Genomic DNA, 21056 nt, shown 5'->3' with positions numbered 1-21056 from the left:
TGCGCGCCATCGTGATTCTGCTCAGAAAAGGTGCGTCATGCAGCCCTTCGTAATTGCTCCGTCGATTCTCTCCGCCGACTTCGCCCGCCTGGGTGAAGAAGTGGACAACGTCCTGGCCGCCGGCGCCGACTTCGTGCACTTCGATGTCATGGACAATCACTACGTACCGAACCTGACCATCGGCCCGATGGTCTGCTCGGCACTGCGCAAGTACGGCGTGACCGCGCCGATCGACGCGCACCTGATGGTCAGCCCGGTGGACCGCATCGTCGGCGACTTCATCGAAGCCGGTGCGACCTACATCACCTTCCACCCGGAAGCCACCCAGCACGTCGACCGCTCCCTGCAACTGATCCGTGAAGGCGGCTGCAAGTCGGGCCTGGTGTTCAACCCGGCGACCCCGCTGGACGTGCTCAAGTACGTGATGGACAAGGTCGACATGATCCTGCTGATGAGCGTCAACCCGGGCTTCGGCGGGCAGAAATTCATCCCCGGCACCCTCGACAAACTGCGTGAAGCGCGGGCCTTGATCGATGCTTCGGGCCGTGACATTCGCCTGGAAATCGACGGCGGCGTGAACGTCAACAACATTCGCGAAATCGCTGCGGCCGGTGCTGACACCTTCGTCGCCGGTTCGGCCATCTTCAATGCGCCGAACTATCAGGAAGTCATCAACAAGATGCGCTCCGAACTGGCGCTGGCTCGCCCATGAGTGGCTTTGAGCAGCTGTTCCCGGGGCAATTGCCACGGCTGGTGATGTTCGATCTGGACGGCACGTTGATCGATTCGGTCCCGGACCTGGCAGTGGCTGTGGACAAGATGCTGCTCAATCTCGGTCGCCAACCCGCCGGCCTGGAAGCAGTGCGCGAATGGGTCGGCAATGGCGCGCCGGTATTGGTACGTCGTGCGCTGGCCGGCAGTATCGATCATTCGGCAGTCGATAACGCCGAGGCCGAACGGGCGCTGGAGTATTTCATGCAGGCCTATGGCGAGAGCCATGAGCTGACGGTGGTCTACCCCGGCGTGCGCGATACCCTCAAATGGCTGCAAAAGCAGGGTGTCGAGATGGCGCTGATCACCAACAAGCCGGAGCGTTTCGTCGCGCCGCTGCTGGACCAGATGAAGATCGGCCGTTATTTCCGCTGGATCATCGGCGGCGACACCCTGCCACAGAAAAAACCCGATCCGGCCGCGCTGTTTTTCGTAATGAAAATGGCCAACATTCCGGCTTCGCAGTCGTTGTTCGTCGGCGATTCACGCAGCGATGTGCTGGCGGCGAAAGCGGCGGGGGTCAAGTGTGTTGCCCTGAGCTACGGCTATAACCATGGGCGGCCGATCGCCGAAGAATCGCCGGCGCTGGTGATCGACGACCTGCGCAAGCTAATTCCCGGTTGCCTGGATCCGGCCGCTGAGATAACGTTGGCCGACGCTGTCAAACCCCCTTCTGGAAACGCCATCGTGGTGGTCACTCGCAAACTCTGGATGAAAGTCATCAAGGCCCTGGCCCGCTGGCGTTGGCGCGCCTGACTTGATCCTGGCCGGTTTCCGGCGCGTTTGCATACCTGACTGTTCGACCCTCAAGCCACGAGGCACCTCATGATCCGCGAAGAATTCCTGCGTTTGGCCGCTGCCGGCTACAACCGCATTCCGCTTGCCTGCGAAACCCTGGCCGACTTCGACACGCCGTTGTCGATCTACCTGAAGCTGGCCGACGAGCCCAATTCCTACTTGCTGGAGTCCGTACAGGGCGGCGAGAAGTGGGGCCGTTACTCGATCATCGGCCTGCCGTGCCGCACCGTGCTACGGGTTCACGACCATCACGTCAGCGTGACCGTCGACGGCGTCGAGACCGAAAGCCACGACGTGGAAGACCCGCTGGCCTTCGTCGAAACCTTCAAGGCCCGCTACAACGTTCCGACCATCGCCGGTCTGCCGCGTTTCAACGGCGGCCTGGTGGGCTACTTCGGTTATGACTGCGTGCGTTACGTGGAGAAGCGTCTGGGCAAATGCCCGAACCCGGATCCGCTGGGCGTGCCGGACATTCTGCTGATGGTCTCCGACGCCGTGGTGGTGTTCGACAACCTCGCTGGCAAGATGCACGCCATCGTGTTGGCCGACCCGGCGCAGGAAGATGCCTTCGAGCAAGGCCGCGCGCGCCTGGAAGAGCTGCTGGAAAAGCTGCGCCAGCCGATCACCCCGCGCCGTGGCCTGGACTTCAGCCAGCAACAATCGGCTGACCCGGTGTTCCGCTCCAGCTTCACCCAGGACGATTACGAAAAAGCGGTCGATACCATCAAGGAATACATCCTGGCCGGTGACTGCATGCAGGTCGTGCCGTCCCAGCGCATGTCGATCGACTTCAAGGCTGCGCCGATCGATCTGTATCGCGCGCTGCGCTGCTTCAACCCGACGCCTTACATGTACTTCTTCAACTTTGGCGACTTCCACGTCGTCGGCAGTTCGCCGGAAGTGCTGGTGCGGGTCGAAGATAACCTGATTACCGTACGCCCGATTGCCGGCACCCGCCCACGCGGGGCCAATGAAGAAGCTGACCTGGCGCTGGAAAAAGACCTGCTGTCGGACGACAAGGAAATCGCCGAACACTTGATGCTGATCGACCTCGGTCGCAACGACACTGGTCGCGTCTCGGAAATCGGCTCGGTGAAGCTCACCGAGAAAATGGTCATCGAGCGTTACTCCAACGTGATGCACATCGTGTCCAACGTTACCGGGCAACTAAAGGCTGGGCTGACGGCAATGGACGCGCTGCGCGCAATTCTGCCGGCGGGCACCTTGTCTGGCGCGCCGAAGATCCGCGCGATGGAAATCATCGACGAACTGGAGCCGGTCAAGCGTGGTGTCTACGGCGGTGCGGTCGGTTACTTCGCCTGGAACGGCAACATGGACACCGCGATTGCGATCCGTACGGCGGTGATCAAGAACGGCGAGCTGCACGTGCAGGCCGGTGGCGGCATCGTCGCCGACTCGGTGCCGGCATTGGAATGGGAAGAAACCCTGAACAAGCGCCGCGCAATGTTCCGCGCCGTGGCACTGGCCGAGCAAACCCCGAACACCTGATTTCACGCAAAGCCCTGTGGGAGCGAGCTTGCTCGCGATGGGGCCATCACTACCACATTGATGTTGTCTGACCCACCGCAATCGCGAGCAAGCTCGCTCCTACAGGGATTACACCACCATAAAAAAGCGCGGCGCCTGTGAGGGCGCCGCGTTTTTTATTGCCTGTACATCAGAAGTCCAGAGCAACACCTATGTTGATGCCTTGTTGGGTGAAGTCGTCGTCCCTGCGAATGTTGTAGCTGGCGCGCAATGCCAGGTCGCGGGTGAGGTTATGGCTCACCCCCAGGTTCACGCGCTGCAAGTGGCTTTGCGGGGTGTAGCCTTCCAGCGTGAACTGGTTGTTCGGCAGACTGTTGAGGTTGATGCCCACGTCCTGGGTATCGTCGTTGTACTCACGTTCGATTGCCGCCTCGCCGAACACCTGGGTTTGCGGGGTGATCTGGTATTTGCCCTGCAGGCCAGCTCCCAGGCGTCGGGAAATCACTTCCTGATCGGCAAAGGTCAGCGCCGTGGAATCGTTGCCGTCCTCCGAGTAGCCGTCGACTTTCGCCTTGGAGAAATCAGCGCTGATAAACGGCGACACGTGCCAGGGGCTGCTGGCATGTTGTGCAATGTCGTAACCCAGGCGAGCGCTGAAGGCTTCGATGTAGCCGCTGGTATCGCCTTTTTCACTGCGTTCGTTGGCACCCAACTGGAACTTGCGCTTGAGGCTGTCGTAATCCAGATGTCCGGCTGTCAACGCCACGTCCGCCCAGACACGGTTTTGCTGGTATTGGGCGAATGCCGTGCCCAGGTAAGAGTTGAGCTTGTAGTCGGAGTCGTTGCTGCCAGCTTCGAGTTTCTGGTTATAGAAACCAGCTGCCAGGCCGACGCGCCAGGCATCATCGATGCGGTAGCTGCCCCCGATGTTCAGGTTGGCTCCGTTGCCGTCGGCACTGACCGCGCTGTCCTGACTGTCAAAGTCTTGATGCTGTCCGCCGCCAGAAACAATGGCTCGCCATTGGCCCACGCCCTGCCAGTTTTGCCAATCGGCCAGCCACTGGTTGCGCAATTCATCCTGATGCGCGCGCACGGTGCCTTGGGCCATTTCCGGCAGTAATGTCAGCTCCCAGGGTGCTGCCAACAGGGAATACGCGTAGTCGGCAATCAGGCGCTGTCCGGCTTCTGTGGGGTGCACTGAGTCGTTATAGATCAGCTTGGTCGGGTCCGGCGTGGCGCTGTTGATGCCGTAACGGGCATTCTCGGTACAACCGTTGCCGCTGAAGCAGGTAGTGATGAGGTTCTGGTCGGTGGCCAGGCCAAACTGCGCCGGGTTGGCGAACGTCTCTTTGAGCAGTACCGGAATGTTGAGCGGGATGACTTCGGCATTGATGTTCTGCAGTCGGCTCACCAGTTCACTATTGAACTGGGCGCTGAGTTGGGACGTGAACGCCTGCAGCGGGGTGCCGTTGAACGCCGGGGTAAAGCCGATATCGGGCAGCAACCAGACCATGACGTATTTGGCGCCGGCGGTTTGCAGTGTCTGCACGCTGTCGGCCAGTCGGTCGGCGGCGGCACTGGCCTGAGGCAAGCTGGTGACACGACCTTGCAGGAAGTCGTTACCACCACCCGACAGGTAATACAGTGCGTTCGGGTCGGCACGGAAGTTGTTCGACGGCAGGTAGCCGGCGCGGGTGCGTTCGCCGGTGGCGGAAACGCTGGTGATCGAATCCAGGATCTGATCCGTGCGGTAACCGCCGACGGCCCAGTTGTTGCCATCGGGCTGGCCATTGCTGGCACGCACCGCCGAAGATGATGACGCGGTCTGGTCCGCCGAGAACCCGAGTTTTCCACCCAGTATCTGCGTGGAGTTGAGCGAGCGGATTTCGCCGCTGCCATCCAGATATACCGGCCCCGTCCGGTTGGTAAAACGCTGCGTCGCCCCGGCAGGCCCGCCGGTGTCGGCAAAGGTCCCGGCGTCGTTGAGGCTGTCCCCGAAGACCACGAAATTTGTATAAGGATTGGGTGCGGCGTTCGCCTGGGCGCATGCCATCGCGAGCAAGCATCCTGCGAGCGGTACAAACAACGACTGTTTGATCATGAGCAAGTCCGTTTATTTATTGTTGTAGTGAACGAAACGACAGTACCAAAAACTTTCGGCCTTTTGCCATCTGTCGCGAAGCCTTTAATAGTTTCGCGGGCAGTACCCCCGGCGATATTGCACGCTCTGCCCAGCTAAGTTACTGTGCCGGGACGTACGAACGAGACCTTCCCCGTGTTGATCATCAGCAAACTCCTGGATCAAGTCATCAAGGCACACGCCCGCTGGCGTTGGCGCGCCTGAATTCTTTTGCCGGCCTCGCCGGACCTGTACCGCTTCGCCTTCTTTACCTGTTTGAAATGCCGCTTTGCTGGCGCTCCTCCAGCACCTGACAAAGCGCAGCGCTCTGCGGGTCAATCATTCGAAGGCCATCTTTAAAGTCAGTGAATTCAAGAGGTTCTTAACGTCATGTTGCTGATGATCGATAACTACGACTCCTTTACCTACAACGTTGTGCAGTACCTGGGCGAGCTCGGCTCCCAGGTCAAAGTCGTGCGCAACGATGAACTGACCATCGCTGAAATCGAAGCCCTCAATCCTGAGCGCATCGTTGTGTCCCCCGGTCCTTGCACCCCGACCGAAGCCGGCATCTCGATTGAAGCGATCAAGCATTTCGCCGGCAAACTGCCGATTCTTGGCGTCTGCCTGGGTCACCAATCCATCGGCCAGGCCTTTGGCGGCGATGTAGTGCGCGCCCGCCAAGTGATGCACGGTAAGACTAGCCCGGTATTTCACGAGGACAAGGGTGTATTCGCAGGCCTGAACCGTCCGCTGACGGTGACCCGCTATCATTCATTGATCGTCAAGCGCGAAACCCTGCCCGATTGCCTGGAGCTGACGGCCTGGACCCAGCTTGAAGACGGCTCGGTGGACGAGATCATGGGCCTGCGTCACAAGACCCTGAACATCGAGGGCGTGCAGTTCCACCCTGAGTCGATCCTCACCGAGCAGGGCCACGAACTGTTCGCCAACTTCCTCAAACAAACCGGCGGCACGCGCTAAGGACTTATCATGAACATCAAGACAGCCCTGGGCCGTATCGTCGATCACCTCGACCTCAGCACCGATGAAATGCGCGATGTGATGCGCGAAATCATGACCGGGCAATGCACGGACGCACAGATTGGTGCGTTCATGATGGCCATGCGCATGAAGAGCGAAAGCATCGACGAAATCGTCGGCGCGGTGTCGGTGATGCGCGAACTGGCGAACAAGGTCGAACTCAAGACCCTCGACGGTGTAGTCGATGTGGTGGGCACCGGCGGCGACGGCGCCAATATCTTCAACGTGTCGACTGCTTCCGCTTTCGTGGTTTCCGCTGCTGGCTGCACCGTGGCCAAGCATGGCAACCGTGCAGTCTCGGGCAAGAGCGGCAGTGCCGATCTGCTGGAGGCGGCCGGCATCTACCTGAACCTGACGCCGGTGCAAGTGGCTCGCTGCATTGACAACGTTGGTATTGGTTTCATGTTTGCCCAGACTCATCACTCTGCGATGAAATACGCCGCCAGCCCGCGTCGTGAACTGGGCTTGCGCACTTTGTTCAACATGCTCGGCCCGCTTACGAATCCGGCCGGTGTGAAGCATCAGGTGGTAGGCGTATTCACCCAGGCCTTGTGCCGACCGCTGGCGGAAGTGTTGCAGCGTCTGGGCAGCAAGCATGTGCTGGTGGTGCATTCGAAGGATGGCCTGGACGAATTCAGCCTGGCCGCTCCGACGTTTGTCGCAGAGCTCAAGGATGACCAGATCACCGAGTATTGGGTCGAACCGGAAGACCTGGGCATGAAGAGTCAGAGCCTGCACGGTCTGGCCGTGGAAAGCCCGGCAGCGTCTCTGGAGCTGATTCGCGATGCCCTGGGCAAGCGCAAGACCGAGAACGGTCAGAAAGCTGCCGAAATGATCGTGCTCAATGCCGGTGCCGCCCTGTATGCAGCCGACCATGCCAGCAGTTTGAAAGAGGGAGTTGCACTTGCGCACGATGCGCTGCACACCGGCCTCGCTCGAGAAAAGCTAGAGGAATTGGGTGCATTTACCGCGGTATTCAAAGTGGAGAATGAAGGATGAGTGTACCGACGGTTCTGGAAAAGATTCTGGCGCGCAAAGTTGAGGAAGTGGCCGAGCGCAGCGCTCGCGTCAGCCTCGCCGAGCTGGAAAGCCTGGCCAGGACGGCCGATGCACCTCGTGGTTTTGCCAAGGCATTGCTGGCTCAGGCCAAGCAGAAGCAACCGGCAGTCATTGCCGAAATCAAGAAAGCCTCGCCGAGCAAAGGCGTGATCCGCGAGAACTTCGTGCCCGCCGACATCGCCCGCAGCTACGAGAAGGGCGGTGCGACCTGCCTGTCGGTACTCACCGATATCGACTACTTCCAGGGCGCCGATGCGTACCTGCAGCAGGCCCGCGCAGCGTGCCAACTGCCGGTGATCCGCAAGGACTTCATGATCGACCCCTACCAGATCGTCGAAGCCCGTGCCCTGGGCGCCGATTGCGTGCTGTTGATCGTGTCCGCGCTGGATGATGTGAAAATGGCCGAACTGGCAGCCGTGGCCAAAAGCGTCAACCTTGATGTGCTGGTGGAAGTCCACGACGGCGATGAGCTGGAGCGGGCCTTGAAAACCCTCGACACTCCTCTGGTTGGCGTGAACAACCGCAACCTGCACACCTTCGACGTCAGCCTGGAAACCACTCTCGACCTGTTGCCGCGTATTCCGCGCGATCGTCTGGTCATCACCGAGAGCGGCATTCTCAACCGCGCCGATGTCGAACTGATGGAAATCAGCGATGTCTACGCGTTCCTGGTCGGCGAAGCGTTCATGCGCGCCGAAAGCCCGGGTATCGAGTTGCAACGACTGTTCTTCCCCGAGCGTGGCGTGCCTGTCAGCGGCTCGACCCTCGACTAAACACATCTTCACAGGTAAACCGCTTCCACTGTGGGAGCGGGCTTGCCCGCGAAGAGGCCCGCAAATCCCCTAGAGACCTCAGGTCTGTCGGAGCCTTCCATGTCGCTGCCAACCTCCCTGACCATCGAAGCCGGCCTGCAAGCCGAACAAAATCTGTTGGCCTCGGTTTGCGCCGGCGACGCGGAGTTCGGCCTGCTGTTCTGGCAACCGAGCGATCGGGCGTTGGTCATGCCGCGCCGTTTGAATCGCTTGCCAGGCTTCGAAGCAGCCTGTGAAGTGTCAGCGGCGGCAGGTTGGCCGGTGCTGCTGCGCGATACCGGCGGCGAACCGGTTCCACAATCGGCCACCACGATCAATATCGCCCTGGTTTACGCGCCACCACGCAGCGAAGGCGATTTGAACCGCATCGAAACCGGTTACCGGCGTCTGTGCGACCCCATCTGCCAGTTGCTGGATGAATTGGGTGGCTCGTCCTCCCTTGGCGAAATCGACGGTGCGTTCTGCGATGGCCGCTTCAACGTCAACCTCGACGGGCGCAAAATGGTTGGCACCGCCCAGCGCTGGCGCCAGAGCCAGGGGGGGCAGCGTCCGGTGGGCCTGGTGCATGGTGCGATGTTGATGGATAACGATCGGGCGTCAATGGTCGCCGCGGTCAATCGCTTCAACGAGTCCTGTGGTCTGGAGCAACGAGTACGCGCCGAAAGCCACATCGCATTGCATGAGAAGTTCACAGCACCCGATGCACTGGCGCGCCTCGACGAACTCTACCGGTTGATGCTGGCACAGATGTTCAGCGGCTAGGTTTTCGAACTTAACGCGTACCGAAGACCACCATGGTCTTGCCTTTGACGTCCACCAGGTTGCGATCTTCCAGATCCTTGAGCACGCGACCGACCATCTCCCGGGAACAACCGACAATCCGCCCGATTTCCTGACGGGTCACCTTGATTTGCATGCCATCGGGGTGGGTCATGGCGTCTGGCTGCTTGCACAGCTCCAGCAGGCAGCGGGCAACGCGGCCGGTCACGTCAAAAAATGCCAGGTCACCGACCTTGCGCGTGGTATTGCGCAGGCGCTGTGCGATTTGTCCGCTGAGGACGTAAAGAATGTCCGGATCCTGCTGGGACAGTTCGCGGAATTTTGCGTAGCTGATTTCCGCAACTTCGCATTCGACCTTGGCTCGCACCCAGGCACTGCGCTCCTGCTCCAGGCCAGCTTGCTCAAACAGGCCCAACTCACCGAAAAAGTCCCCGGCATTCAGGTAGGAAATGATCATTTCCCGCCCGTCGTCATCCTCGATCAGGATGGTGACTGATCCCTTGATGATGAAGAACAGCGTTTCCGAGCGGTCACCAGCACAAATGATGTTGCTCTTGGCCTGATAGCGGCGACGCTGGCAATGCATCAACAGCTTGTCGAGGTTCTTGATCTTGGGGTTGGGGGCAATAGCAACCATGGTTGTATCCCGAAAAGACTGCACGGTGTGGTTTTTATAAATAGCGAACGCTGGAGTGAGGTTGGCCATGCGCCATTGAATTGGCGTCAGCTTACCAGACACTTCCTGAAATATTCGAGCATTTACCTACAAGGCTGTGGGATATGTCCGAGGATGGCGGGCGCTGTCAATCTCGGGGGCTGTGCTAAGCTGGCGACCCTTTTTTATACAGTGGAGTCTTGGCGATGAAGGCACGCATCCAATGGGCTGGCGAAGCCATGTTCCTCGGCGAATCCGGTAGCGGTCATGTCGTGGTCATGGACGGTCCGCCCGATGCTGGCGGACGTAACCTGGGTGTCCGGCCGATGGAAATGCTGCTGCTGGGTGTCGGCGGTTGCAGCAATTTCGACGTGGTCAGCATCCTCAAGAAGTCCCGCCAGGCCGTCGAGAGCTGCGAAGCCTTCCTCGAAGCCGAGCGCGCGACCGAAGATCCAAAGGTTTTCACCAGGATCCACATGCACTTCGTGGTCAAGGGCCGCGGGCTGAAAGAGGCCCAGGTCAAGCGTGCCATCGAGCTGTCTGCCGAGAAGTATTGCTCGGCCTCGATCATGCTCGGCGCGGCCGGTGTCGAGATTACCCACGACTACGAGATCATCGAGCTCGGTTGAATCGACATTCAACTATCATAAAAGCAGTGCAGACTCTGGCGAACACAAGCTGACGTCTGCATAATGCGCCACTTTTTTCAGGGTAGTGGCCCGTCAGCCGACAGGCCTCGCACCCGAACAGACAACCAAAATCGCCATCGCGAAGAGGTGTTAACCGTCCTACGCAGGTGCGTTGTTCGCATCTGACGGGCATGCTTGATCACGCGGCCGGGCCGCAAACACATAGAGAGTTTTTAACGGTGAAAAGCAAACTCAAGCTCCACGGGTTCAATAACCTGACAAAGACCTTGAGCTTCAACATCTATGACATCTGCTACGCGGAAACCCCGCAAGACCAGCAGGCTTACGTCGAGTACATCAATAAAGAGTACAACGCGAAACGCCTGACGCAGATCCTCACGGAAGTTGTCGATATCATTGGTGCCAACATCCTGAACATTGCCAGTCAGGACTATGAGCCGCAGGGCGCCAGCGTCACGATCCTGATCTCCGAAGAGCCGGTAACCCCGACCGACAGTCAGATCGAAGAGTCTCCGGGCCCGCTGCCCGAAATCATTCTGGCCCACCTCGACAAGAGCCACATCACGGTGCACACCTACCCGGAAATCCATCCGGTCAGCGGTATTGCAACCTTCCGTGTGGACATCGACGTGTCGACTTGCGGGGTCATTTCACCGCTTAAAGCGCTCAACTTCCTGATTCACCAGTTCGATTCGGACATCGTGACCGTGGACTACCGTGTGCGCGGCTTCACCCGTGACGTTGAAGGTAAAAAGCACTTCATCGACCACGAGATCAACTCGATCCAGAACTACCTCTCCGATGACACTCGCGACGCGTACCAGATGACCGACGTGAACGTGTACCAGGAAAACCTGTTCCACACCAAAATGCTGCTGAAGAACTTCGAACTGGATAACTACCTGTTCGGTGACGCCACCAGCAACCTGTCCTCTGAGCAACGTGCCCAGGTGACCGAGCGGGTGAAACACGAAATGCTCGAAATCTTCTACGCGCGCAACATGGCGTAAGATTCTCGAACACAAAAAAGGCGACTACCTCATGGCAGTCGCCTTTTTTATTGCCGAAACGCGGCCCCTGTGGGAGCGGGCTTGCCCGCGAAGAGGCCCTCACAGGCGACCGGGATATCAGATCCGATAAGTACTCTTGGTCATCACCTTGGCCATCAGGCTCATCCCGAACTTCACCGGCGCCGGAAAGCGGAACCCACCAGCCTCCAGCGCGCTTTCGGCATGCTGTTCTTCATCGATACGCATCTGCTCAAGAATCGCCCGGGATTTCTCATCCTCGGCCGGCAATTGCTCCAGGTGTTCGTTCAGGTGCTTGCACACCTGGTCTTCCGTGGCCGCCACGAACCCCAGGCTGACTTTGTCGCTGATCAGGCCAGCCACGGCGCCAATTCCGAACGACATGCCATAAAACAGCGGATTGAGGATGCTGGTGTGGCTGCCCAGTTGATGGATGCGTTGTTCGCACCAGACCAGATGATCGATTTCTTCTTCGGCGGCGTGCTCCATGGCGGCACGCACCTGCGGCAGTCTGGCGGTCAGCGCCTGCCCCTGATACAACGCCTGGGCGCAGACTTCGCCGGTATGGTTGATGCGCATCAGGCCGGCAACGTGGCGCGTGTCTTCGTCGCTCATTTTTGCATCGGGCTGCACGATGGCCGGCGACGGACGGTACGGCTGGCCACTGAAGGGCAGCAGGGTGCGCATCGCGGCATCGGCTTGCAGCAGAAGGCGGTCAATGGGCGAGTAGTGACGTTGGGTAGTCATGCTGACCTCCGGGGAGAATTTCGGCGGCCAGTTTAACCCAATCGGCCGGGGATGGTTTGCGCTGGGTCATTGTGATGCAGAGGCTGTGACAGTGTTGTGATGCCTTTTGTGGGAGCGGGCTTGCTCGCGAAGTCGGAGTGTCAGTCAACAAAGATGTTGAAAGTGAGGCCCTCTTCGCGAGCAAGTCGGATCGCCGCACCGCCGCTCCCACAAGGGGGGCAGCAATCAGCCCGGTGGCCAGTGCATCTGGCGCTGGCCAAGCACGTGCATATGAATGTGGTAGACGGTTTGCCCGCCTTCTTCATTGCAGTTCATGACGACGCGGAAACCTTTTTCGCAGCCCAGTTCCAGGGCCAGGCGCTGGGCGGTGAACAGAATGTGTCCGGCCAGTGCCTTGTCGTCCTCCGTCAGATCGTTCAGGGTGCGAACCGGCTTCTTCGGGATCACCAGGAAATGTACCGGTGCCTGTGGGGAAATGTCGTGGAAGGCCAGTACCTGGTCGTCCTCGTAAATGATCTTCGCCGGGATTTCCCGGTTGATGATCTTGGTGAACAGAGTATCCACAGCTGTTTTCTCCGTTGTTTGTGCTGGCCTGAGTGTACTCATGGCGTATGCCAGCGCCCAGCCTTTTACCTTGAGTTGGATCAGCGCGGGCAGTAAGCCTTGTTGACCATGCCGGCGATTGTGCGAGTCAGCCAGCGTGAGCCGAGCCTCGGCAGGAAAGCGAGCCAGCGGTTGCGCCGCCCCGGAATAATGATCGCTTGATTCTTTTCCAGGGCGCGCACGGTATAGAGCGCCACTTCCTCGGGACTCATCAATAGTTTGCTGTTGGTCAGTTTGTCGTTGTCGAGTTGCGCGGTACGGAAGAACGCTGTGCGGGTCGGCCCGGGGCAGAGCACCGAAACCTTGATCGCGCACTTTTTCAGCTCGACGCGCAATCCCTCGGAAAAGTGCAGCACATACGCCTTGCTGGCGTAATAGGTGCTCATCCATGGTCCCGGCTGAAACGCTGCAACCGAGGCCACATTCAGAATCTGCCCACCGCCTTGCAGGGCCATGCTGTTGCCGATGGCATGGCACAGGCGGGTGAGGGCGAGGATGTTCACTTCGATCAGGTCTTGCTCGGTCATCCAGTCCTGGGCCAGAAACGGGCCGCATGTACCGATGCCGGCGCAATTGACCAACAGATCGATTTGCCGGTCGCCTTCCTCCAGCTCCAGCAGGAATCCGGACAGGCGCAACGGTTCGCCCAGGTCACAGGCACGGAACAGCACATCCACGCCGAACCTTTGGGTCAATTCAATCGCAATGCTTTCCAGCTGATCACGTTGTCGGGCCACCAGAATCAGGCTGCGGCCGCGCCGGGCCAACGCTTCGGCCATTGCCAGGCCGATGCCGCTGGAGGCGCCAGTGATCAGAGCGTAACGGGTCATGCAGTTCTCCATCGCAACAGCTCCGCGCCGCGACGCAGGTGTCACGAGCCAGGAGCGCTGTTCATTCTTTCGCAGAGTCTACAGGGGGCTGGGCCTCTTCGGCTGCATCGTCGGCGGAAATTGGCACCGGTTCGACCTCGACGTCGATTTCATCGGTGGTGACCGAACTGCTGTCGTAGCTGCTCTGGGCGGCGTTTTCGTATTCTTCCTGTATCGCCGAGAGACCACCGGCCAGGGAGCCGACCAGGATCAGTGCGATTACGACCAGCCACAGCGAAGACAATACTTTGACCGCGGTACTGTTTGGCGGAGGCGGTGGACCGTAGCGGTTGGCCAGTTCATTGCCCGGTACGACCATGATCACGAACGGAAAGAAACTGCCCACAAACGGCACCAGGTTCAGCAGCCACAGCCAGCCGGACCAGCCGACATCGTGCAAACGTTGAACGGTGATCTGGATGCTGACGAAGGCAAATCCGACAAACAGGATCAGGGCCAGCAAGCCACCCAGGATCAGGCCGGCGGTTGAATCCGCACCGATGAGGGCCAGGGCGACCAATGCAAACACCCCGCAAACAGCCGAGAGCACCAGTGTCAGCACCAGCGTCCAGGCAAGAAAACGCAAGCGACCGATACGGCCATCGAAGCTGAATGGCTGGAGCGTGGCGAATTCCGCCACGGCTTCGCCGACGGGCGCGCGAGGCGCAGCGTAAGGAGACTGCGGTTCTGCCAAGGCCGCCTGGCTACTTGCCGGGGTATGGTCATGCACGTCGGCGAGATTCAACTCGATCGGTGTTTCGGCTTCGATGCGCGCGTCGATACCGGTCTTGCTCAGCGCCTGGAGATAGGTCTGGGCATCGGCCTGCGTCAGGTTGCGTTTGAGCGCTACCGGGCGCCCGGCGAACAAGCGCTCGATGGCTGTGACATCGCTTTTGAACAAATCGGCGAGATTGAGCTTTGCCGTGGTGATATCTACACCGGGCAGCAAGGCACCTTCGAATACGATCTTGAAACGATTTTCGCCCATGTGCGAAGCATCCTTGTCGCGAGAGGTTGAAAGAAGGTTGTGTCCGGGTGAGTGTAAGGCCAGCCGGGAGGGGCTGGCCAAGATTTGCTGTCAGCGCGGCCAGCGTTTTGGCAGCTGGGCCGCATGCTCCAGGGCTTGGCGGTACTCGGCGTCGAGACGTGCAATCAACTGCTCGACACTCGGCAAGTCCTCGATTTCTCCGACGCCCTGGCCTGCAGACCAAACGGTTTTCCAGGCTTTGGCTTCATCGCTCACGGGTTTGAGCTTGGAACCGAAGTTGATCTCGCCCTTGCCCTGCAACGCGGCCATGTCGAAACCGGCGGCTTCCAGGCTCTGGCGCATGAAACTTGCGGGGACACCTGACACGGCTGGAGTATGGATGATGTCTGCAGCTTTGGATGTCAGCAGCATTTCTTTGTAGGCCTCGGGCGCGTGACTTTCGGTCGTGCCGATAAACCGAGTGCCAAAGTAGGCCAGATCCGCGCCGAGTAATTGCGCGGCAAGAATTTCATGTCCGTGGTTCAAGCAGCCGGCCAGCAACAGGGTTTTGTCGAAGAACTGGCGGATTTCGGCAATCAGCGAGAACGGGCTCCAGGTCCCGGCGTGTCCACCGGCCCCGGCAGCCACGGCGATCAATCCATCCACGCCGGCTTCGGCCGCTTTCTCGGCATGACGACGTGTCGTCACGTCATGGAACACCAGGCCGCCGTAGCTGTGCACCGCATCGACCAGTTCTTTCACGGCGCCGAGGCTGGTGATCACGATCGGCACTTTGTGCTCTACACAGATTTCCAGGTCCGCCTGTAAGCGTGGATTGCTGTTATGCACGATCAGGTTCACGGCATAAGGCGCGGGGTTTTCCATTGTCGCCAGTCCGGCTTCGATCTCTTCCAGCCAGGCCTTGAAACCGCTGCTTTCGCGCTGGTTCAGCGCCGGGAAGCTGCCAACCACGCCCTGACGACAGCAGGCGAGTACCAATTGCGGATTGGAAATCAGGAACATCGGCGCAGCCACCACGGGCAGACGCAAACGTTGTTCGAGCAGAGCGGGCAGCGACATTGGAAGTACCCCGGTGAGTGGTGTCTATTGGATTTAGAACGGCCGAACGACGACCAGAATTACGACTGCCAGCAATATCAGAACCGGAACCTCATTGAACCAGCGATAAAAGACATGGCTGCGGGTGTTTTCGCCACGGGCAAAACGTTTTACCTGGGCGCCGCACATGTGGTGATAGCCGATCAGGATCACCACCAGGGTCAGTTTGGCGTGTATCCAGCCACCCTGGCTGAAGATGCCTGGATTGAGGTAGATGAGCCAGCCACCGAATATCAGCGTGGCGATCATCGCCGGGCCCATGATGCCCCGGTACAGCTTGCGCTCCATTACGCTGAAGCGTTCCTTGCTGATAGTGTCTTCACTTTGTGCGTGATAAACGAACAGTCTTGGCAAGTAGAACAGGCCGGCAAACCAGCACACGACGCTGACGATATGAAACGCTTTGAGCCACAGATAGAGCATTTTTGGTTATTCCCCAATTCACGGTAGTGGGAATAGTAGAGGCTTGAGCGTCCGCACGTCACCTTGACGGTTGTCGCAGGGGCGCGCGGCCCCTATTATCGACGGCTTTCCAGTGGGTTCGTTGAGGGCAGGTTTATGGTCAAGGTCGGAATCGTCGGCGGCACGGGTTACACCGGTGTCGAACTGCTGCGTCTGTTGGCGCAACATCCGCAAGCTGAGGTGGTTGTCATCACTTCCCGATCCGAGGCTGGCCTGGCCGTAGCCGACATGTACCCGAACCTGCGAGGCCATTACGACGGCCTGGCATTCAGCGTTCCGGACATCAAGACCCTGGGTGCTTGCGATGTGGTGTTCTTCGCCACGCCGCACGGTGTTGCCCATGCCCTGGCGGGCGAACTGCTGGCGGCCGGGACCAAGGTCATCGACCTGTCGGCCGACTTCCGTCTGCAAGACGCCGATGAATGGGCCAAGTGGTACGGCCAGCCGCACGGCGCACCGGAACTGCTGGACGAGGCGGTCTACGGTTTGCCGGAAGTCAATCGCGAGCAGATCAAGAAAGCGCGCCTGATTGCCGTGCCGGGCTGCTACCCAACTGCAACGCAATTAGGTTTCCTGCCATTGCTCGAAGCCGGCCTGGCCGATGCTGCGCATCTGATTGCTGACTGCAAATCCGGCGTCAGCGGTGCCGGTCGTGGTGCTTCCGTAGGTTCTTTGTACTCCGAGACGTCGGAAAGCATGAAGGCCTATGCCGTCAAAGGTCACCGTCATCTGCCGGAAATCCGCCAGGGGTTGCGTCGTGCAGCGGGCAAGGACGTCGGGCTGACTTTCGTTCCGCACCTGACACCCATGATTCGCGGCATTCACTCGACGCTCTACGCCACTGTTGTTGATCGCTCGGTGGATCTGCAGGCGTTGTTTGAAAAGCGTTATGCCAACGAACCGTTCGTCGATGTCATGCCGGCCGGCAGCCATCCGGAGACGCGTAGCGTGCGGGGCGCCAACGTCTGCCGTATTGCCGTGCATCGCCCTCAGGACGGTGATCTGGTGGTGGTGCTGTCGGTGATCGACAACCTGGTCAAAGGGGCGTCGGGGCAGGCCGTGCAGAACATGAACATTCTGTTCGGGCTGGATGAGCGTCTGGGTCTCTCCCACGCCGGCATGCTGCCGTAAGGTTTATCGCGTACAGCAAAAGGCCCGTCTGACGGGCCTTTTTGCATTTCGGGCCGGCGATCGGATTGGTTGATATACCATAACAATAGTTGACCGCTTTTCTAGGAGAAGCGGATAATGCGCGTCATCACGCAATATGACGGCGTAACGCCGGGAGATAGTCAGCATGAGCGTCGAATCCTTCACCCCCACGGCTTTGCAATTCACCCACGGTGCCGCGCACAAGGTGAAGAGCCTGGTCGATGAAGAGGGGAATGACCGCTTGAAGCTGCGCGTATTCGTTACGGGCGGCGGTTGTTCAGGTTTTCAGTACGGTTTCACTTTCGATGAGGAAGTGGCCGATGACGACACCATCGTCGAACGCGAAGGCGTGAGCCTGGTGGTCGATCCGATGAGCTTCCAGTACCTGGCCGGTGCCGAGGTGGACTACCAGGAAGGTCTGGAAGGTTCGCGCTTCGTCATCAAGAACCCGAATGCGACCACCACCTGTGGCTGCGGTTCTTCGTTCTCGATCTGATCAGCGCACCTGTTTCACAGAACGCCGCACGGCCTCAGGGTCTTGCGGCGTTTTGCTGTGTGGAGGATTTATGCGGGGTAGATGGCGCCGAGTACGCGCAACCCGCGGGCGCCGGTAACGCTCGGACGGTTGGCCGCGATGCCTTCGAGGCAGCAATAAGCCAGCCACGCGAAGGCCATGGCTTCGACCCAGTCGGGGTCTACACCGTAAGTCGCGGTGCTGCTGACACTGGCGTTTGGCAACAGGCTGGCCAGGCGGTTCATCAAGGCTGTGTTGTGGGCGCCGCCGCCGCAGACCAGCAGTTCCTGCGTGTCTGTCTGGGCGCTTTGCAGTGATTCGATGATGGTCAGTGCGGTCAGTTCAAGCAGCGTCGCCTGAACATCTTCGGCGCAGAAGGCTGGCAGTTGCGCCAGATGCTGCGTCAGCCATGGCAGGTTGAACACTTCCCGCCCGGTACTCTTCGGGCCTTTGGTCACAAAGAATGGGTCACTCAGCAGCGCATTCAACAGCACCGGTTGAATGTTGCCGCTGGCAGCCCATTGGCCGTCACGGTCAAAGTGGTCGCCGCGTTGCTGGTGAATCCAGGCGTCCAGCAGCACATTGCCCGGGCCGCAGTCGAAACCGGCTACCGGCTTGCCGGGCTCGATAAGGCTGAGATTGCTGAAGCCGCCTACGTTCAGTACTGCACGATTCCCGCCCCGTTCTTCAAACAAGGCTTCGTGAAAGGCGGGAACCAGCGGTGCACCTTGTCCCCCGGCAGCGACGTCGCGGCTGCGGAAGTCGCTGACCACGGTGATGCCGGTCAGCTCCGTCAGCAATGCCGGGTTGCCGATCTGCACGGTGAAGCCGCGTGCCGGTTCATGGCGGATGGTCTGGCCATGGCTGCCAATGGCACGAATGTCGTCAGGCTTCAGTTGCTGTTGAGCGAGAAGGCTGTGAATCCCTTGCGCAGCCAGTGTCACCCAGTTCTGCTGGGCGATGGCGGAGCGGGCAATTTCGTCCGGGCCGCTGGCGCACAAGCCGAGCAGCTCGGCGCGCAGGGAGTCGGGCATCGGAATGTAGTGTGAGGCGATCAACCTGATCGCCGGGGCTTGCTCGATCAGCGCGATATCCAGGCCATCAAGGCTGGTCCCGGACATCACACCTATATAGAGCGCCATGACTTAACGCTTGCTCGAAGCCAGCATCGTGGCTTTTTCCTGATCCATGCGCGCCATCAGGGGCTGGCTTTGGGCGAGGAAACGTGCGCGTTCGGCCTTGGCAATCGGATCGGCCATTGGCAGTTTCTGGCCCAACGGGTCGACGTGCACACCATTGACCTGGAACTCGTAGTGCAGGTGCGGGCCAGTGGAGAGGCCAGTGGTGCCGATATAGCCAATCACCTGGCCCTGCTTCACCGTGCCGCCAGTCTTCACGCCTTTGGCGAAGCCTTGCATGTGGCCGTAGAGCGTGGTGTAGGTATTGCCGTGCTGGAGGACCACGGTATTGCCGTAGCCACCACGGCGACCGGCCAGCAAGACCTTGCCATCACCGGCTGCCTTGATCGGCGTGCCGCGCGGTGCTGCGTAGTCGACGCCTTTGTGGGCGCGGATCTTGTTCAGGATCGGGTGCTTGCGGCCCATGGAAAATTTCGAGCTGATGCGGGCGAAGTCCACCGGTGTGCGGATGAACGCCTTGCGCATGCTGTTGCCGTCAGCGGTGTAGTAGCTGCTGTTGCCTTGTTTGTTGGTGTAGCGAACGGCGGTGTAGGTCTTACCGCGGTTGGTAAAGCGCGCTGACAGGATCGGGCCATTGCCGACGGCCTTGCCGTTGACCACTTTTTGCTCGTAGATCACGTCGAATTCGTCGCCCTGGCGAATGTCCTGGGCGAAGTCCACGTCGTAGCCGAACACGCTGGCCATGTCCATGGTCAGGCTGTGGGACAGGCCCGCTCGGGCCGCGGACTGCGACAGCGAGCTGTTGATCACGCCATGAACATAAGCGGAGCGCACGGTCGGTTTCGCAGTGATGCGATTGAACGTGTAGCCCTTGTCGTTCCTGGTCAGGCTGATGCTTTCGACCTCGTTGAGCTTGCTGTGCAAGTTGGTCAACTGGCCGTCAGGGCTCAGTTCGAATTCAAGTTTTTGGCCGCGCTTGAGCTGGCTGAACTGCTTGGCCTGCTTGTCGCTGGCCAGTATTTCATGCACTGAAGTGGCTGGAAGCCCGACTTTCTCGAACAGCGTTGAGAGGGTATCGCCCTTGGCGACGATCACTTCCCTGTGGCTTGCCGGCTTCTTTTCTTCAACGACCGGCGCCGGTTCGGCTTGAGCGGTTTCCTGGGTGTCCTCGGCGCTGTTGTCGATCTGCGCGAAGGGGGGGGTTACAGGTTCATTTGTGGCTTGAACGACGTCAGCAGCGTCTTGATCTTGTGTCAGTTGTTCAGCAGGACTTTCCAGTTCAAGACTCAGGGTCGTTTTTTTGGCTTCAACATCGCTGGAAGGGAATACCAGGAGCGCCAGGCTGAGAAGGGCGGCGATTCCACTTGCGGCGAGCAGGTGGGTCTTCGGGTAAAGCGGCGGCGCTTTAGACGATTCTTTGGTCATAAGTGGTTTTGACTTTGAAAAAGATGAATTGGAAAAGATGAATGACATGATGAAGATGAAATAACTGTATAAAATATAACCAAATCATCTCTGAAGCAAGTCCGTAGGTGCCCTGCCTGCGGATTGGCGTCCGTGCGCCGGGCAAACCTTGTATTTGACGCGCGATCTTGTATGGTTGGTTCCCTTTGAATCTGAGCCTTGCGGGTCTGTTATGAAGTCGGTTGAAGAGCAGCTAGCGCTGATCAAACGTGGTGCGGAAGAACTGTTGGTCGAGTCCGAGCTGATTGAAAAGCTCAAGCGTGGCCAGCCGCTACGTATTAAGGCGGGCTTCGATCCAACGGCTCCGGACCTGCACCTGGGTCACACCGTGCTTATTAATAAGCTGCGTCAGTTCCAGGAGCTGGGGCATCAGGTGATCTTCCTGATTGGTGACTTCACCGGGATGATCGGCGATCCGAGCGGCAAAAGTGCTACGCGTCCGCCGCTCACTCGCGAGCAGGTCCTCGAGAACGCCGAGACCTACAAGACTCAGGTCTTCAAGATTCTGGACCCGGCAAAAACCGAAGTGGCCTTCAACTCCACCTGGATGGATCAGATGGGGCCGGCCGACTTCATTCGCCTGACTTCGCAGTACACCGTGGCTCGCATGCTCGAGCGCGATGACTTCGACAAGCGCTACACGACCAATCAGCCGATCGCCATTCACGAGTTCCTGTATCCGCTGGTTCAGGGTTACGACTCGGTAGCTTTGCGCGCGGACGTCGAACTCGGTGGTACCGATCAGAAGTTCAACCTGTTGATGGGGCGTGAGCTGCAGCGTGGTTATGGCCAGGAGGCTCAGTGCATCTTGACCAT

At 59.3% G+C, this 21056-nt stretch carries 22 protein-coding genes (1 of these 22 only partly in view); 12 read left to right on the top strand and 10 right to left on the bottom strand.

What is annotated here, in order from left to right; all coding sequences use genetic code 11:
* Window positions 1-37: 37 nt before the first annotated feature.
* The 3 genes from rpe to trpE all read left to right on the top strand — a co-directional run bounded on the left by rpe (window position 38) and on the right by trpE (window position 3078).
* Complete coding sequence (gene rpe / locus KSS91_RS26175; protein WP_217836511.1) at window positions 38-712, top strand: ribulose-phosphate 3-epimerase; 675 nt, start codon at window positions 38-40, stop codon at window positions 710-712.
* On the top strand, window positions 709-1527 hold the full coding sequence (locus KSS91_RS26170; protein ID WP_217836510.1) for a phosphoglycolate phosphatase: 819 nt from the start codon (window positions 709-711) through the stop codon (window positions 1525-1527). Before rpe ends, KSS91_RS26170 begins: the two co-directional genes overlap by 4 nt.
* Before the next feature lie 69 nt (window positions 1528-1596).
* On the top strand, window positions 1597-3078 hold the full coding sequence (gene trpE / locus KSS91_RS26165; RefSeq protein WP_095964072.1) for an anthranilate synthase component I: 1482 nt from the start codon (window positions 1597-1599) through the stop codon (window positions 3076-3078).
* Between the two features lie 169 nt (window positions 3079-3247).
* On the opposite strand, the gene estP is transcribed toward trpE, so the two are convergent.
* A complete protein-coding gene (estP, locus tag KSS91_RS26160) occupies window positions 3248-5158 on the bottom strand; it encodes an esterase EstP (protein WP_217836509.1) in 1911 nt (636 codons plus the stop codon).
* A gap of 408 nt (window positions 5159-5566) precedes the next feature.
* On the opposite strand from estP, the gene KSS91_RS26155 reads away from it, so the two are divergent.
* The 4 genes from KSS91_RS26155 (at window position 5567) to KSS91_RS26140 (ending at window position 8853) form a co-directional block, all read left to right on the top strand.
* The gene (locus KSS91_RS26155; protein ID WP_007980194.1) at window positions 5567-6160 is read left to right on the top strand and encodes an aminodeoxychorismate/anthranilate synthase component II; all 594 of its coding nucleotides are present in this window, start codon (window positions 5567-5569) and stop codon (window positions 6158-6160) included.
* A gap of 9 nt (window positions 6161-6169) precedes the next feature.
* Window positions 6170-7219, top strand: a complete 1050-nt coding sequence (gene trpD, locus KSS91_RS26150) for an anthranilate phosphoribosyltransferase (protein WP_217836508.1) — start codon at window positions 6170-6172, stop codon at window positions 7217-7219.
* Window positions 7216-8052 (top strand): indole-3-glycerol phosphate synthase TrpC, encoded by an 837-nt coding sequence (gene trpC / locus KSS91_RS26145; RefSeq protein ID WP_217836507.1) that lies wholly within the window; start codon window positions 7216-7218, stop codon window positions 8050-8052. Before trpD ends, trpC begins: the two co-directional genes overlap by 4 nt.
* Before the next feature lie 99 nt (window positions 8053-8151).
* Window positions 8152-8853, top strand: coding sequence for a lipoate--protein ligase family protein (locus tag KSS91_RS26140; protein WP_217836506.1), 702 nt, complete (start codon window positions 8152-8154; stop codon window positions 8851-8853).
* Between the two features lie 10 nt (window positions 8854-8863).
* On the opposite strand, the gene crp is transcribed toward KSS91_RS26140, so the two are convergent.
* Window positions 8864-9508: a cAMP-activated global transcriptional regulator CRP gene (gene crp / locus KSS91_RS26135; RefSeq protein WP_217836505.1), complete on the bottom strand. Its 645-nt coding sequence runs from the start codon at window positions 9506-9508 to the stop codon at window positions 8864-8866.
* 224 nt (window positions 9509-9732) lie between these two features.
* Here crp and KSS91_RS26130 point away from each other — a divergent pair, with 224 nt between their 5' ends.
* On the top strand, window positions 9733-10155 hold the full coding sequence (locus KSS91_RS26130; RefSeq protein ID WP_015097046.1) for an OsmC family protein: 423 nt from the start codon (window positions 9733-9735) through the stop codon (window positions 10153-10155).
* 239 nt (window positions 10156-10394) lie between these two features.
* Window positions 10395-11186: an adenosylmethionine decarboxylase gene (gene speD / locus KSS91_RS26125; RefSeq protein WP_007980189.1), complete on the top strand. Its 792-nt coding sequence runs from the start codon at window positions 10395-10397 to the stop codon at window positions 11184-11186.
* Between the two features lie 117 nt (window positions 11187-11303).
* On the opposite strand, the gene coq7 is transcribed toward speD, so the two are convergent.
* The 6 genes from coq7 to hemJ form a co-directional block, all read right to left on the bottom strand.
* The gene (coq7, locus tag KSS91_RS26120) at window positions 11304-11951 is read right to left on the bottom strand and encodes a 2-polyprenyl-3-methyl-6-methoxy-1,4-benzoquinone monooxygenase (protein WP_007980187.1); all 648 of its coding nucleotides are present in this window, start codon (window positions 11949-11951) and stop codon (window positions 11304-11306) included.
* 225 nt (window positions 11952-12176) lie between these two features.
* Window positions 12177-12515, bottom strand: coding sequence for a histidine triad nucleotide-binding protein (locus tag KSS91_RS26115; RefSeq protein WP_007980184.1), 339 nt, complete (start codon window positions 12513-12515; stop codon window positions 12177-12179).
* A gap of 80 nt (window positions 12516-12595) precedes the next feature.
* Window positions 12596-13384 (bottom strand): SDR family NAD(P)-dependent oxidoreductase, encoded by a 789-nt coding sequence (locus KSS91_RS26110; RefSeq protein WP_217836504.1) that lies wholly within the window; start codon window positions 13382-13384, stop codon window positions 12596-12598.
* Window positions 13385-13445: 61 nt separating this feature from the next.
* Window positions 13446-14411, bottom strand: a complete 966-nt coding sequence (locus tag KSS91_RS26105) for a DUF805 domain-containing protein (RefSeq protein WP_217836503.1) — start codon at window positions 14409-14411, stop codon at window positions 13446-13448.
* Between the two features lie 90 nt (window positions 14412-14501).
* The gene (locus KSS91_RS26100) at window positions 14502-15470 is read right to left on the bottom strand and encodes an NAD(P)H-dependent flavin oxidoreductase (protein WP_015097043.1); all 969 of its coding nucleotides are present in this window, start codon (window positions 15468-15470) and stop codon (window positions 14502-14504) included.
* Between the two features lie 33 nt (window positions 15471-15503).
* A complete protein-coding gene (gene hemJ / locus KSS91_RS26095; protein WP_015097042.1) occupies window positions 15504-15932 on the bottom strand; it encodes a protoporphyrinogen oxidase HemJ in 429 nt (142 codons plus the stop codon).
* Between the two features lie 135 nt (window positions 15933-16067).
* Between hemJ and argC the strand changes: the two genes are divergently transcribed.
* Window positions 16068-17102, top strand: a complete 1035-nt coding sequence (gene argC / locus KSS91_RS26090; RefSeq protein WP_007980174.1) for an N-acetyl-gamma-glutamyl-phosphate reductase — start codon at window positions 16068-16070, stop codon at window positions 17100-17102.
* A 166-nt stretch (window positions 17103-17268) separates the two neighbouring features.
* On the top strand, window positions 17269-17619 hold the full coding sequence (erpA, locus tag KSS91_RS26085) for an iron-sulfur cluster insertion protein ErpA (RefSeq protein WP_007906865.1): 351 nt from the start codon (window positions 17269-17271) through the stop codon (window positions 17617-17619).
* Between the two features lie 68 nt (window positions 17620-17687).
* Here erpA and KSS91_RS26080 read toward each other — a convergent pair whose 3' ends face one another.
* Both KSS91_RS26080 and KSS91_RS26075 read right to left on the bottom strand, forming a co-directional pair.
* Entirely contained in the window at window positions 17688-18779 is a 1092-nt protein-coding gene (locus KSS91_RS26080; RefSeq protein ID WP_217836502.1) for an anhydro-N-acetylmuramic acid kinase, read from the bottom strand.
* Window positions 18780-18782: 3 nt separating this feature from the next.
* Window positions 18783-20201, bottom strand: a complete 1419-nt coding sequence (locus tag KSS91_RS26075) for a peptidoglycan DD-metalloendopeptidase family protein (protein WP_217836501.1) — start codon at window positions 20199-20201, stop codon at window positions 18783-18785.
* Between the two features lie 211 nt (window positions 20202-20412).
* Between KSS91_RS26075 and tyrS the strand changes: the two genes are divergently transcribed.
* A protein-coding gene (gene tyrS / locus KSS91_RS26070; protein ID WP_217836500.1) for a tyrosine--tRNA ligase crosses the window boundary here: on the top strand, window positions 20413-21056 show its 5' portion. Its footprint extends 556 nt past the window's final position; only the first 644 of its 1200 coding nucleotides appear in the window; its start codon is at window positions 20413-20415; the stop codon falls past the right edge of the window.

Origin of the sequence: Pseudomonas azerbaijanorientalis, assembly GCF_019139795.1 — a bacterium.
Classification (GTDB): domain Bacteria; phylum Pseudomonadota; class Gammaproteobacteria; order Pseudomonadales; family Pseudomonadaceae; genus Aquipseudomonas; species Aquipseudomonas laurylsulfatiphila.
The sequence above is the reverse complement of the archived record's forward strand: the minus strand, read 5'-3'. Positions and strand labels throughout refer to the sequence as shown.